Here is a 14,011-nt window from a genome sequence, read left to right as displayed (position 1 = left end):
GCCGCCACCTCGGCCACCCGACCCCGGTCATAGCGGTCCGGTTGTCCTCGCCGCCGCTCCACCGCGACCGCGGGCGCACACCTGGACAGCACCGTCATCCGCGGCACCCGCCGCTGCTCGACCCGCGGCCAACACGTGAGCAGCTCCCCGGCGGTGGCGATCGCCTCGTCCTGGACCGCCCGCCGGCGCCGCAGCCCCTCCACGTGGTGTCCGGCGAGGCGAAGGCGTTGGGCGCTCGCCGCCGCGTCGGTGACGTCGACCGCGAAGGTCATCGCCCCGCCGCGGGTGGCGACGTCCTCGATGGCCGGGCGCAGGGTGGTCAGGGCCCGCCCGAAGACACCGGTTCCGTAGGCGGCGTCATCGAGCACCGTGAAGAGCTCGACGTAGCGCTCGTCCAACCGCCGGACACCGTTCTGGAAACCGGCGTCGGTGTACCGCCGAGCCGCCTCCCCCACATCGGGCACCCAGTGCGGAAAATGGTCGAACCCGGGTCGCTGGTCGTACACGCCACGGCCTTCATGGCTGAGGTCGGCCTCACCTCACCGAGTAAGGCCGTGGCGCGTCACTACGGCAACCCCGAAGCCGCGCCCGTGATCAGAAGGTCCGGGCGGGGACACGGTCCTCCCGCACCTGCCGGACATGCCGTTCGTGTACGTCCGCGGACCGAGCCGGACTGTTCCGCGCCGCCTTCTCCCGGCGCTTCACCCCCCTGGCCGGCCGATCCCCGGCCGGTTCCGGCAGGCGGAACGGAGCGACCTCACGGACGCACCGCCCGCCTCCGCCGTGTCCACGCACTCAGGGTGAGAGCGCCCAAGAGCACCGCCCCGGGCAGCGCGTAGGGACCGGGCCCCAGGAAGAGCGAGGCCGCGCTCGCGCCGAAGAACAGCGAGGAGAACCCGAACAGGCCGAGCAGAAGACAGAGCACCGCGGCGGAGCCGGTGACCCAGAGCGGCCCGCGCCTCGGGGCCTGGTGCGCCCCGGGGTGCACCAGGGCGATGGCAGCGGCGGCGAGCCCCAGCGTGACGACGAGCGGGCCGACCATCCAGACCAGGAAACCCACCGAGAACTCCTGCTGCCCCGATACCGCGAACCAGCCGGTGACCAGCAGGTGCGCGACGCCCAGCAACAGACCTGCGGCGGCGGCCGCGAGGCCGAGCCAGACGGGTGCGGTCCGTCCCGGACCGTCCCCTGTGGGGGCCCTTTCCGAGCCCGACTCCCCCGCGTCCTCTGCCCGCACCGCCATGACACCGTCCTCACGATCGGCTTCCCTGATCGTGTCCGAGTCTGACAGGGGCGGGGCGGCACGAGACCCCCTCGCACGGGGAGACCGACGGCCGTTCCAGAGGAACCGGGGCGGGTTCGGGGTCGGTCGACGGAGAGCGCCGGACCGGCAGCCCCGGGGCACCTGGGGATGGCCGTGGTCGTGGGCGGACCGACCCTCCTGTCGATCGCGGCGCGCTTTCCGGCCGCCCCGGAGGCGACCGGTCAGCGTTCGGCCGGGCAGGTGGTGTCCTCGGCCGGAAGCACACCCCGCACAAGATAGGCCTCCACCGCGTCGTCGACACAGCCGCGGCCGGACCCGTAGGCGGTGTGACCCCCGCCTTCGTAGGTGAGCAGGCGTGCGGAGTCCAGCTGCTCGGTCAGCTCGCGCGCCCACGTGTACGGGGTGGCCGGATCGCCCACGGTCCCCACGACCAGGACCGGCGGGGCCATCGGAGCGCTCACCCCGGTCGGCATCACCTCGGTGTCCGGCCAGGTGGCACAGGGCAGCATCCGCCACACCTCGGCGCCTCCGAAGAGCGGCGACGCCTCCTCGGCGCGGCGGGCGCCTTGGAGGTAGGCATCGGTGTCGGTGGGACGGGCATGGTCGGCACAGCGCACCGCCACGTACGCGGCCTCCTCCGCACCGGGCAGATCATCGGCCACGTCGCCGCGCAGGCCGGCCAGGTAGTCGGGGACGAACCCGCCGCGCTCCCCCTCGGCCAAGCGGGCGAGCAACAGCGCGGTCCCGGGCCACAGCTGTTCGGTGTGGAGCGAACCGCGCACCAGGTCCAGAAGGCCGTACCGGTCCAGGGGACGATCGTCCACACGCAACGGGTCGGAGTCCAGACCGGCCAGGATGTCCTCCATCTCCGTGGCGGCGGTTCCCATTCCGGTGAACGGACACTCCGGTGCGGCGTCCAGGCAGTAGGCGACGAAGGACTCCCAGGCGGTCTGGAGCCCGACGGCCTGCTCGACCGTGTCCGTGATGACGTCACCGTCGATCGGCACGGCCCCGTCCAGCACCAGCGCACCGGCGCGCTCGGGGTACATCTCGGCGTACAGGGCGCCGATGGAGGTGCCGTAGGAGTAACCCACGTAGTCCAGTCGGGCCTCGCCGAGGGCGTCGCGGACCAGGTCGAGATCGCGGCTGACGTTGACGGTGCCGATGTGGGCGAGGAAGTCCGTGCCCACCGCGTCGACACAGCCGACCGTGAAGGCGTGGGCCACCCGTTCCAGTTTCCGCAGGGCGCGTTCGGGCAGGTCGTCGGGGTCCAGGCGACGGATTTCGGTGAGCAGTCGATCCAGGTCGGCGTGGCCCCGGCACGTGAAGCCCCCGCTGGCGCCCACGCCGCGGGGGTCGAAGGAGACGAGGTCGAAGTTCTCGCGGACGCCGCGTCCCAGGGGCAGGGGCCCACCGAGGAAGGTGTCGACCCCGGAGACCCCGGGGCCACCGAAGTCGAACACGAGCGAGCCCCGGCGCGGCCCCTGCGCGGGCTGGCGGATCAGCGCCAGGTCGAGGAGTTCGCCCTCGGGATCACCGTGGTCGACCGGGACGGTGACGGTGCCGCATTCCAGTCGGGGGAGCCAGTCCGGGTCGCCCTCGCCGACGCCGGTCTCGGCGATCTCGTCCGGGGTCAGGCACGGTTCCCAGTCGATCTGCTGCCCGTGAAAGGGGTGGGGTCCGTCCTTGACGTCGGCGAGGACCGCTCCGGGTGTGAGGGTCAGGACCATCGCCAACACTCCGGCACCGCACAGCCGTCCTCTCGCCCGCACCCGCACACCCGCCCTCACACCGAGTAGTCGAATTCTCGACTCCCCATACTCTGAGTGAGTGGGATCGGATGGGCGGTGCACATGCCGTCACCAGGGTCAACAGTCCGTTCCGAGGTGTTTTACCTGGTCGGATACGACGCTCACGCGCGCGGGCAGGACAGTCCCGGGTCCGGTACCTCCTCGTCCAGGAGGTAGGCGTCGATGGCGGCGTCCACGCACGGTTCCCCGTAGCCGTACACGGTGTGACCGGCTCCCTCGTAGGTGACCAGGACGGCGGAGTCGAGCTGGTCGGTGAGCTCCTCGGCCCAGGTGTAGGGGGTGGCCGGATCGCCGACGGTGCCGATCACGACGATCGGTGGCGCGTCGGGCGCGGTGAAGCCGGTGGGGGTCTCCTCGGACTCCACCCAGTAGGCGCAGGGCAGTTGTTCCCAGACCAGATCGGGGCCGAAGAGCGGAGAGTCCGCGGCGACCTCCTGGGCCGCCCTCCGGTAGACCTCGGGATCGGTGGGATCGTCGCGGTCGGCGCAGTTGATCGCGGTCAGCGCCGCCTCCTCGTCCCGCTCTACGGCGGTCGGGTCGTCGGGGCCCGATCCGTCCTCGTCCTCCTCGTCGGCGCGGGGTCCGTCGTCCTCCTGGAGGCCGAAGGTGGCGTCGTAGAGGGCGTCGAGGTGGGCGTCGGCCCCTCGCGGATCGCGGTCCAAGGCGGCCAGGGTCCGGGCCAGGCCCGGCCAGGCGTCCTCGTGGTACAGCTCCAGGGAGACCATCGCCAGCAGGGTGGGGCCGTCGACCGCCATGCCGTGGGTGCGCGGCGGGTCGGCGTCGAGTCGGTCGGCCAGGGCGACCATCTCGTCCTCGGACTCCCCCACCTCGGAGAAGGGGCACTCGCCCCAGTTGAGGCAGTCGGCGACGAACAGCTCCCAGGTCTCGCGGAACCCGGAGGCCTGGTCCAGGGCGATCTCCACGTTGGCCCGTTCGGTCTCCACGGCGCCGTCCAGGACCAGGGCCCGGGTGGTGTCGGGGAACAGGTCGGCGTAGAGGGCCCCGACGTGGGTCCCGTAGGAGAACCCGACGTAGGTCAGCCCTGCGTCGCCCAGGGCCTGGCGGATCAGGTCCAGGTCGCGCACGACGTCGACCGTGCCGATGCGGGCGAGGAAGTCCGCGCCGACCTCCTCGACGCAGGCGTCGGCGTAGGCGCGGGCGGTCTCCTCCAGGGCGTCGAGTTCGGGATCGGTCACCTTCGTGGGGTCCTCGACCGCACGGCGGGCGTCGTCCATCGCGAACCAGTCGCCACAGGCGAAACCACCGCTGTCGCCGACCCCGCGCGGGTCGAAGGAGACCAGGTCGAAGGCGCCGCGGACCGCATCGTCGAACAGGGGGAAGTCGAGCATGGCCACCCCCGACTCCCCGGGGCCGCCGGGGTTGACCACCAGTGAGCCGATCCTCTCGTGGGCCGGCCCTTCGGCGGGTCGGCGCACCAAGGCCAGGTCCACGGTCTCCCCGTCGGGTGCGGCGTGGTCGAGGGGGACGGCGAGGGTCCCGCACTCCAGGGTCGCCGACCAGTCGGGGTCGCCGCCCCAGGTGGGAACCTCCTCCAGCTCACTCTCGTCCAAGCAGGCACTCCAGTCGACGTCCCCGGGCTCCGCCCCGGTCCCGTCCGACGCCGACGGAGCGCACCCCGCCAGGAGCAGCGTCGCGACGGCCACGCAGGCCATCGCTCCCGTGTCACGCACGTTCGTCCTCATCTCCGCCTACCGGACACGTCCGCGACGGCCGCGCCCCGACGCCATCATGGCGCACCGGTGATGGGACGGGACGCCGCACGTGTCCGGTTGCACGAGAGGCGCTACTCGGGCGCGCAGGAGTGACCGTCGGCCGGGACGGCGCCTCCAGGAGGTAGGCGTCGACCACCGCGTCGACGCACGTGTTCAGGTCCAAGCCGTAGACCCCGTGCCCGGCGCCCTCATAAGTGACCAGGGTGGCGCCGTCGAGCCGGTCGGCCGGCCGCCGTGACCACTCATAGGGTGTGGCCGGGTCGCCTGCGGTACCGATCACCAGGATCGGTGGGACGTCGGAGGCGGAGTACTCGGAGACGGTCTCCGCCGGTTCCACCCAGTGCGCGCACACCATCGCGGACCAGACGACGCCCGAGCCGAACGGTTCGGACGCCGTGTGCGCGTCCTCCGCCGCGGCGCGGTACGCGTCGAGGTCGACGGGCTGATCGGAGTCGGCGCACTCCACCGCGAACATCGCACTGGTCTGGTTGATCCGTGCGTCCTCCTCTGTTCCCATGTCGAGGATCGAGCACAACCACAGGAACCGGCGGCGGATCTCCTCGTCGTCCTCATCGACCAGGGCGGTCAGGGCCTCGGCGAGGTCGCTCCAGATCCATTCCTGGTAGAGGGACCGGACGATGAGGCCCACCACGACGTTCCCGTCGAGCTCCACCGTCTCGTCGAACAGGACGGCCTCGTCGATGATCAGCGGTTCTCGGTCCAGGGCCTCCGGGTGGGGGCGCAGTTGGTCGAGCGAGCCGTCCAGGGGCAGGCGCAGTCCGCCACGAAGCGTTCCCAGGTGTTCTGGAAGCTCGCGGTCTGTTCGACCGCCATGCGCGGCAGGTCGAGTGCGCCGTCCACCCCACCGTCCAGCACCATGGCTCCAACGTGCTCGGGGAAGAGTGCGGCGTAGAGCGCACCCAGGTGGGTGCCGTAGGAGTGGCCCACGAAGCGGAGTTCGTCGTCGGGGTGGGAATCCCAGCCCAGGGCCTTCTCCCACGCGGTCTCGGCCACCTCGTCCTGCTCGCCCTCGCAGGGGAGGGGGGCGCTCGCGCCGACCCCGCGCGGGTCGAAGGAGACCAGGTCGTAGGCGGCACGGATGTCGGGGGTGAACGTCTCCCAGGTGAGCATGTCGACGCCGCTCACACCGGGGCCGCCGGGGTTGAGCACCAGGGAACCCCGGTACTCCTCGGGCGTACCCTCGGCCGGCCGGCGGATCACGAACATCTCCACGTCCGCGCGTTCGGGATCGGTGTCATCGCGGGGGACGGTCATGACGGAGCATTCCCGTGCGTGCGACCATTCCTCGTCGGCGCCCCATGCAAGGAGGTCGTCCCCGTGCTCCTCCTCGAGGCACGCGTCCCAGGTCGACAGCCCTCCTTGGAAGCGGGACAGGTCTGGTGCCCGTTCCTCCTCCGTGGCGGTGTCCGCTTCGGCGACCGGTGCGTCCGCGGTGCAGCCGGTCAGCGTCAGGGCCAGGGCCACCGAGGTCGAGGCGAGGGCGGGTACGCACCGCACGCGGCGGCTCCGTTCGTGGCGGGAATGTCGTCATCCCCAGGGCGGACCACGTGACCCGGCGGTTGTCCGTCCCTCGGCAATGAAGAGGACGAATCGCCGCGAAACCCGCGCCTCAGAGGAGGCCGACGTCCGTGTCGAGCAGCGCCGGAGGTCGCGCGGGGTCCACCTCCACCACGAGTGGCCGAGTGGGATCACCGAACGCGATCCCCTGCGCACCGCCCTCCCCGGAGGTGCCCTCGGCGATCCAGTCCACCAGTTCACCGGCCCGGGTCACGTCACGTCCGGGGCGGGTCAACGCGAGCAGGGTCCCGGCCACGTCACAGCGCACACCCAGGTGCGTGGTGGCCGCGAACACGCTCTGCGCCCAGGCCCCCGGTCTCACCTCACGCGGAGGCCCGTCAGGGGTGCGACGTCGCCGCCAGGCGGGGGCGGCCAGACCCACCGCGCGGTCGCCGAAGGCCAGCACCAGGGTGGGCCGTTCCCGTGCGGTGAGGAAGGCCTCGCCGTCGGCCAGGGTCGGGTCCCACCACACGCGGCAGGGGCCCGACGCCGCCGCGGCGAGCCGGCGGGCGGCCAGGTCCAGCAGTGCGACGTCGACCTGGTCGAGGGCGGGCCCCTCGACCTTCGTGGCCAACGCCGACTCCAGCGGCGCGTACCCGCCGAGCACCAGGGACCAGTCCGGACCCGCCCGACCGCCGAGGCGGTGGCGTCCGTGGCGCAGGCACACCACGGACCGGTCGTGGGCCGACTGGTAGGTGGCGCAGGCTCCACCGTTGAGGGCGGCCTTGGCCAGTCCCAGGCTCATCGCCTTGGTGCCGGTCGTGAAGTCGACGACGACGGGACGCGCGCCGTCGCGTTCGCGCGTGATCCACGCGCCCACGGCGGCCGCGACGGCTTCGGGGTCGAACCCGTCGACCGGGTCGGCGGCCAGACGCACCCGGTCCCGGTACCCCTCCGCGCGCAGGGTGTCGGCGTCGGGGGTCGGGTTCCCCGGGCGTTCGACCGCGTAGAGGGTGCGGGCCGCGGCCTCGCTCACGTTGGCGCGCAGACTCTGTTTGGAGGGCAGCACCAGCGCCCGGGAGGGCCGGTGGGCGTGCAACGCGGTCAGGGCGCCCAGCCGGCTACCGCCCAACGGGGTGACGAGCAGGGGCTCCTCCCCCACCTCGGGGTGCCGGGGCGGCGAGGGCCGGGGGGCCAGGGGTTCGGGTGAGGCCGGAGAGCGAGGATGCTCGTCGCCCAGGGCCGGGAGGAAAGCGCGGCACAGGGCGTCGAAGGAGGTCACCCGCTCCAGGAACGCGTCCGCGTGCCACACGTGCACGTTGCGGGCCGACAGGGCCGGATTGTAGGCGCTGAGACGCTCGCGCAGGTCGTCCACGATCGGCCCGGTGTGGACGAAGAGGACGCGGGTGGCCCCACCGAAGACCCGACGGGCCTTGGCCACCGTCCAACCGGCCCGGGCCACGACGTCCTCCGCGCGGCTCTTGACCTCCACGCACAGGACCCGGTGGCGGTGGCGCAGCAGGACGTCGAAGTCGGCGATGGAGCCACCGGGCCGGTAGGGGTCGACGACGCGGCGCGCGCCCAGGACCTCGGTGTCGGGTCGACCGCGGGTGAGCAGGCGCAGATGGGAGAGGACACGCCCCTCGGCGATGATCCCGTTGATCTCACCAGTGGGCAGCCGGGGGTGGGCCCGGCGCAGGGCGGCCTCGCCCCCGGCGAGGTAGCGACGCACCGGTGGGGGGTCGTCCTCTTCCTCCCAGCGCGCGCCGTGGATCCCGGCGAGGGTCGCCAGGTCCACGCCGAGGCCTTCGGGCGGGGCACTGTGCGGGGCGAGGTAGCGGCGCAGGCGGTGGGCCTCGGGTGGGTGCGCGCGTTCGTGGTGCAGAGCCGCCGCCACACTCATGATCTTGGTGCCGCCGGTGTAGTCCAGGTACCAGGGTCTTCCGGCGAGCGCCTCCCGGATCCGGTCCAGCAGGGCGGTGACCGCGTCGGGGTCGTGGGGGTCCGCGCCGATGGCGAGGACGCGCGCGGAGCGGTCGTCGCGCAGGTGGTGCACCGCGGCGGCGACGCGGCGGGCGACGGGCACGGTGCCGTCGCTGCTGACGAGGAGCACGTGGTGGACGGGCAGCGTCAGCGAGGCCAGGAGCGCGGGGGTGGGGTTGCGCCCCACGAGGACGACGGCTGTGCTGGGTACGTCCACGGAGTCCTTTCCCGCGCCCGGGGAAAGGGACCGTTCCTCGGTCCTTTCCGGGCGTTCGGCGGCGCTCTCACCCTACTCATCGCGGAAGCGGGGGTCGCGGGGGTGTTCGGGCCGCCGCACCCTCGTGGGCGGACCCGGACGTGATGACGAAGGATCGGCAGGCGGTGACCACCCCCTTGCCGTCCCGCACCAGGTCGGAGGGGACCAGGAGGTCGCGGCGCTCGGGGTGGGCGGAGCTGACCACGGAAGAGACGATGTACCACACGCCGTCCTCGGGATCGGGCAGGTTGGCGGCGCGGGTGCGCTCCTCCGAGAGCAGGGGGATCCCGTCCAGCACGTGCAGCCGAACCCGGTCCGTCTCGACCCTGGCGGGCCGGGGCGCGCTCTGCCAGGTACGGATCACCCGCGCCTGCGCGTCGACCACCCGTACCTCGTGCGGTGTCAGGTTGATCACCCTCATACGTCGGACCTCCTGTGTCCTTCACCTTCCGGTTCCGGTCGGCGGCGTCCGACCGGTGCGACGTACCCCGCTCCCAGGCCTTCATCGCAGTCTCTCGGACACCCGCGCGACCGGACCGCAAGAGCGACCCGTGTTGTTTATGTGACTTCTGATTTCTTATGCCCGATAATAGAATCAAGAATACGTTTCGGTCTTTTAGTGGCGATCGTCAAAAATTGACTTTCCGCACACAGAGGGCCTATTTTGTTGGGTGACCTCCCGTTGACGCAGGAGTGTCGACCACCGCTCCCGACTCGAGCACGCGTTTCCCCGGAAGGGCTGGGGAAGCGTCCCGGCCCCGGACCATCCGGGGAGAAGAGTTCGTGAGCGAGCACCACTGCTCCGCCTGGGAGCTGTACGGGTCGGCCACCTTCCTGCGCGTGTTCACCCGCGCGCTGGGATGCGGCCCCTGCTCCACAGACGGAACCGCTCAGGGCTGCGCCGGTCACACCGAGCAGTTCTGGGACTACATCGACCTGTGGGTCGAACACTGCCCGTGCCCGGAGCACGGTGGTGATCCGCACGGGGTGATCGCGCTGCGCATGGCCCGGGCGCTGCCCTCCCCCGAGGGGGTGGACCGCACCGCCGCGCACCGGCTGCGCGACGCACTGGACGACGTCCGCCGAGACCGTTCGTACAAGAACCTGCGCCGGGTCTATCCGCACCCCGCTCCCCATGGCAAGGACCGCAGCGCCTTCTCCGAACGGCCCCGACGCTGGGCCCAGCGTCGTGACGTGGCCCGGGTCGCCACCGACGTGGTCGAGCAGGAGGCCCTGGCCCTGCTGGTACTCACCGCCGGATGGGGCAACCCCGCCGCGGACCTGCCCGAGGACATCACGTCGGGTGAGTCCGTCTCCTTCACCGAGGACGGCAGCGTCGTGCCCGTGGCCGACCTGCGCGGGCGCCGGCTCGGCGGTGCCTCCGAACCTCCCCTGGTCTCCACGGCCACCGGTGACTACCTGCTGCGCAAGATGGCCGAGCTGGCCTCGGGCCGGGACGCCGACCCCGGGCGGACCCCCGACCAGCGTCGACGACTCCTGCTGCGTCGACTGCTCCCCGAACTCAGTGGGGAGGACGTGGCCCGCCGTCTCACCGGTGTCCTGTCCCGGATGGCCACGCTCATGCCCGGCCACTTCACTCTGGTGCAGCAGGCGCGCGGACGGGCCCGCAGCGCTCCCTACGACCCCGTTCCCGCGCCCCGACCGGACGAGGACGACCGCCCCCGGCGCGAGGTCCTGGGCGTGGCCGAACGGCGGTGGCTGTCCTGGCTGGGGCGCGAGCTGACCGCCGAGGCCAGCGCGTACCGGGAGGCTTTCGGCGCCGACCCGCGGGGCACGCTCGACGTCCTTCTCGGGCGGTCACTGACCCGGGGCCCGGCCGTCCCCGAGCGGTGGCACGGGGCCCAGGACGACCCGGACCTGCGGGCCGACCTGTTGGACGCCCTCGCCGAGACCATCGACGGTTCCCGGCCGGGGTCGCGACCGTAGGCCGTGTCGCCCCGGGCCCGCGCGGGTGCCGCCGGACCGCGTGCGCGTCATCCCGGCGCCCGACGGAACCGCTCCACCAGGGAAGGGAGCACCGGGTACTCGGCGAACCGCCGCAGGGACATGACCGCGGTGTCCTCCCACGGCAGGCGTCCCCGCCAACGGGTCGCCAGGCACACGTCGCCGGCCTGGTCGACCTCGCGCCACCGTTCCGGGCTCGCGGGGCCGGAGAGACGATGGCCGACGAGAGCGGTGGAGAAGGCGTCCAGGAACGATCGGACCCGGTCTTCGGAGGCGCGGACCACCCCCGCGTCGGGGCGCAGGGACAGGTCGGCGGCGCGGGCTCCGCGGTCCACCAGGTGGAGCTCGGGGCGCAGGTGCACGCTGCCCATCCCCAGCGACTTGCCCATCCCGACCTTGTGCGCGTGCTCGGGGTCGGTCGGGTCACCGCCGTCCACCGGGTTGTCCAACAGCAGGGCCCGCATCAGAACGCCGAGCTCGGCGTCGGTGAGGTTGGTGAAGGTGATCCGCGCACGCAACACCACGCCGGCCCGCAGCGGCACGACGTCCCGCTGGGTGGGGCCGGGCGGGGACGCCTCCCCCTCGGCGAACGGGAGCTCCACCCCCAGTTCCTCACGGGCGCGCGCGTCGTAGGGGTGCGGGCCGTCGGTGGCGCGGTGCCGGTGCAGGTAGACCTTGTAGCCGCCGAGTCGCACGTCCCCCTCGTGCGACCAGGTGACGATGTCGGGACGGTCCCCCTGCGCGGCACCGGGTCCCTGCACCAGATAGTTGGCGAAGCAGCCGCGTTGCGGGGACAACAGGCGGACCCGCAGCACCGTTCCGTCGGGATGGGCGGGGTCGGTCAGGTCGGCGTCGGTGTCCGCGGCGACGGCGTTGCCGAACCGGACCCGCCCTTTGAGCGCGCCGGCCTCCCCGGCGAACACGTCGGTATCTCCGAACATCGCGCGGCACACGTCCACGGTGCGCCCCGCCCGCTCGGCCAGGTCGTGGTCGCCGTGCTGGGGGCCCGCGACCTCGGGGGGCAGGGCCCGGCGGACGGGGTCGTCGTCACCGACCGCGATCCGGTAGCCGCCCGAGCGGCCGAAGGACACCACCCGACCGGAGGCGTCCGCGTCGAACCAGACCGGTTCGGGGCCGTACCGGGGAAGCCCGCCTCCCGGGGTCCCCGCCACCGGCGGTCGGCCCGGGTCGCCACCGTCCGCCGACAGCGTGGCGGGGAAGGCCTTCCGTTGGTAGTCGGTGATCTGCTCGGCCGACTCGAACAGCTCCAGCAGGGCCTCCGGCACCCGGTGGCGGCCCTCGTCCAGCTCCGTGGGCCGGGGGAAGAGGTAGGCGTTGCGCCGTTCCCCCGCCGCCGCGCCGGTCAACACCAACAGCGCGGGGATCACCCCGCCGCGGCGGGTGCGCACCGCCGCGTGGGCCCGCGCCTCCTCCTCGGTGGGGGCGACGGCGACCACGCCCCGTTCGTGGTGGATCGCGTACACCCAGCGGTGTTGCAGACGTCCGTGCTGGGCGTGGGCGGTGGGCACGTAGGCGGCGCCGCGCGGCGGGTCGGGAAAGTCCTCGACGCCGAAGTCCCAGGTGGCCACGCTCTCGCGCAGCACGGGGAAGGAGACCTTGAGCGCGCGCCCCGGTTCGGCCGCGAGCGCGGTCGCGGCGACCTCCACGACGTACCAGCGCCCGTCCTCCGGTGAGCGGTACAGGAACCCCTGCCCTGTGCGCAGTCCGGCGCGGCGCCGACGGTAGTGGGCGTGCCGCCGGGCCGTCACGTGTCGGGTCCGGGTCGACCGCGCCCCCGCGGAGCCGTCGGGGTCGATGCGCACCGGGGCGCGGAAGAACAGCATGGGGGTGTTGACCGGCCCGGTCTCCCCTCCGGTGAGCATGCGGACGGTGTTGCGGATCAGACCACGCAGGGTCGAACCGGGGACGGTGGGCAGCGCACGGTCGCCGTACGGGAGTCGGGCCGAGCGTGTCACCCCGCCACCGTCGCGGGTCTGGCCGACGAACGTGGGCGTCAGGGTGGTCAGGGTGAGGTCGATCCAACCGGTGTGCGTGCCCGGGACGGTGCGCTCGTGAGAGCGCAGAAGGGCGTCGGTGTCGTGGTGGGGGTGCAGGACGGAGGCGGGCACGGGGGTCTCGGCCAGCCGGACGAGCCCGTAGGGCGCCGTGGCCCGATGGTGGGCGGGGGGCCCGGCGCGGTCGGGGACCACGCGCGGGGCGACGTGTCGGGGGTCCACCATCAGCGCTCCTCGATCCTGTCCCCGGTGCCCACGTCGAACTCCGGTCCGGTGGGTTTGGTGCCCGCGCACATGCCGGTGAGCCGGTGGAAGGCCACACCGACGGCGCCGGTGGTGGGGTCGGCCGCCCAGTACTCCCGGACGGTCAGCCAGGTACCGGTGCTCTCCAGGGCGGTCCGATCCGGCCGGGACAGGGCGCGCAGACGGCCGGAGAAGTCGGTCCAGGCCACCGGGAGCACGGCCTGGGTGCCCGAGGGTTCGCGGGTGATCGAGATCGGCGCGTCCGTCTCCGGGGCTCGGCGGGGCTCGCTCCCGGCCCACCCCAGGAGCAGGAAGGAGCGGTCGCGGGGGCGGAGCCAGGGCGGCGGATCACCGGGGGTGTCCACGCCGATCCAGCCGGAGGCGGCGCCCTCCCCCAGCCGGACCTGGGCGTGCGGGGCGAAGACGAGCACCTCCAGGATGCGCCACCGGTCGGTGTCGGGGTCCGGCGGCGGCGCGGACAGGTGGGCGGTGGGCGGCTGGTCCGAGCGCCGCCAGCGGTCCTCGGGACAGGCGCCGGTGATGCGTCCGTCGCCGAGTTCGGCCAGGAGCCACTGTGGTCCGGGGGGTACGTCGGCCGCGGCCTCGTCGAGGACCCGGCAACGACGGCCGTGGACGAACACGTCGGTCAGGACGGCGTCGACCTGACCGGAGGTGAGCCGGTCGACACGGATTCCCACCGGGTCGGGCGGTTCGTGGGCGTGGACGTTCACGTCGGTCCCTCCTGCGTGAGCCGGGTGTGCAGGGTCCGCAGCCAACCGCGCACGAGGCGGCCCTCCCGCCCGTCGGGGTCGTCGAACGCCGCCGTCAGGTCGACCGTTCCATCACCGCCGTCGGGGGTGATGGAACGGTCGGGGCCGCCGTGGACGACCAGGGCCGCGCGGGTGACGAGGAGGCGACCATGCCCGACGCCCTCACCGGCGCCGAGCGTGTCGAAGGGGACGGTGACCAGTTCCCGTACCAGGAGCGCGAGCAGACCGCACACCGCGCCGTCGGGTTCGGGCACGTCCAGGACGGCCTCGGCCGTGCCACCGCAGTGGAGGTCGGTCGTGAACAGGCGACCGTCCACGGCGTCGCCGAACAGGGCGTCCACGGTCATGCGCGTGGTGGTCAGCGGTGCGCCGCCGGTCAGAACGGGGGTGGCTCGCAGGCGGATCCGCGCCGGTCGGGGGGCGGGCGGCCCGGTGCCCTCCCCCGGTCCGGGG

Annotated in this window: 11 protein-coding genes and 1 pseudogene; 1 reads left to right on the top strand and 11 read right to left on the bottom strand. The window is 73.1% G+C overall.

The genetic code is table 11. The annotated features are described in order from the left end of the window. The 8 genes from DSY14_RS22680 to DSY14_RS22645 form a co-directional block, all read right to left on the bottom strand. On the bottom strand, nt 1-506 hold a 506-nt coding region (locus DSY14_RS22680; protein WP_211718640.1), incomplete at its 3' end, for a VOC family protein. Between the two features lie 251 nt (nt 507-757). After that, a complete protein-coding gene (locus DSY14_RS22675; protein WP_249188306.1) occupies nt 758-1,243 on the bottom strand; it encodes a hypothetical protein in 486 nt (161 codons plus the stop codon). A gap of 242 nt (nt 1,244-1,485) precedes the next feature. Beyond that, nucleotides 1,486-2,994, bottom strand: coding sequence for an alpha/beta hydrolase (locus DSY14_RS22670; RefSeq protein ID WP_211718639.1), 1,509 nt, complete (start codon nt 2,992-2,994; stop codon nt 1,486-1,488). A gap of 182 nt (nt 2,995-3,176) precedes the next feature. Further along, entirely contained in the window at nt 3,177-4,778 is a 1,602-nt protein-coding gene (locus tag DSY14_RS22665) for an alpha/beta hydrolase (protein WP_374224042.1), read from the bottom strand. Next, complete coding sequence (locus DSY14_RS29495; RefSeq protein WP_211718638.1) at nt 4,759-5,481, bottom strand: alpha/beta hydrolase; 723 nt, start codon at nt 5,479-5,481, stop codon at nt 4,759-4,761. The genes DSY14_RS22665 and DSY14_RS29495 overlap by 20 nt, the downstream gene beginning before the upstream one ends. Before the next feature lie 32 nt (nt 5,482-5,513). After that, nucleotides 5,514-6,326: an alpha/beta fold hydrolase gene (locus DSY14_RS29490; protein WP_211718637.1), complete on the bottom strand. Its 813-nt coding sequence runs from the start codon at nt 6,324-6,326 to the stop codon at nt 5,514-5,516. Between the two features lie 112 nt (nt 6,327-6,438). Beyond that, nucleotides 6,439-8,526 (bottom strand): CRISPR-associated protein, encoded by a 2,088-nt coding sequence (locus DSY14_RS22650; protein WP_211718636.1) that lies wholly within the window; start codon nt 8,524-8,526, stop codon nt 6,439-6,441. A gap of 76 nt (nt 8,527-8,602) precedes the next feature. Then, nucleotides 8,603-8,986, bottom strand: a complete 384-nt coding sequence (locus DSY14_RS22645; RefSeq protein WP_211718635.1) for a hypothetical protein — start codon at nt 8,984-8,986, stop codon at nt 8,603-8,605. 362 nt (nt 8,987-9,348) lie between these two features. On the opposite strand from DSY14_RS22645, the gene DSY14_RS22640 reads away from it, so the two are divergent. Beyond that, nucleotides 9,349-10,512, top strand: a complete 1,164-nt coding sequence (locus DSY14_RS22640; protein ID WP_211718634.1) for a hypothetical protein — start codon at nt 9,349-9,351, stop codon at nt 10,510-10,512. 47 nt (nt 10,513-10,559) lie between these two features. Here DSY14_RS22640 and DSY14_RS22635 read toward each other — a convergent pair whose 3' ends face one another. The 3 genes and pseudogenes from DSY14_RS22635 to DSY14_RS22625 all read right to left on the bottom strand — a co-directional run. Continuing rightward, entirely contained in the window at nt 10,560-12,770 is a 2,211-nt protein-coding gene (locus tag DSY14_RS22635) for a TIGR03986 family CRISPR-associated RAMP protein (protein ID WP_211718633.1), read from the bottom strand. Next, entirely contained in the window at nt 12,770-13,519 is a 750-nt protein-coding gene (locus tag DSY14_RS22630; RefSeq protein WP_211718632.1) for a hypothetical protein, read from the bottom strand. Before DSY14_RS22630 ends, DSY14_RS22635 begins: the two co-directional genes overlap by 1 nt. Then, nucleotides 13,516-14,011 (bottom strand): annotated as a pseudogene (locus DSY14_RS22625) (CRISPR-associated protein); the annotation flags it as partial. The pseudogene DSY14_RS22625 and the gene DSY14_RS22630, both read right to left, overlap by 4 nt.

This window comes from Nocardiopsis sp. MG754419, assembly GCF_018207095.1.
GTDB lineage: Bacteria > Actinomycetota > Actinomycetes > Streptosporangiales > Streptosporangiaceae > Nocardiopsis.
The sequence above is the reverse complement of the archived record's forward strand: the minus strand, read 5'-3'. Positions and strand labels throughout refer to the sequence as shown.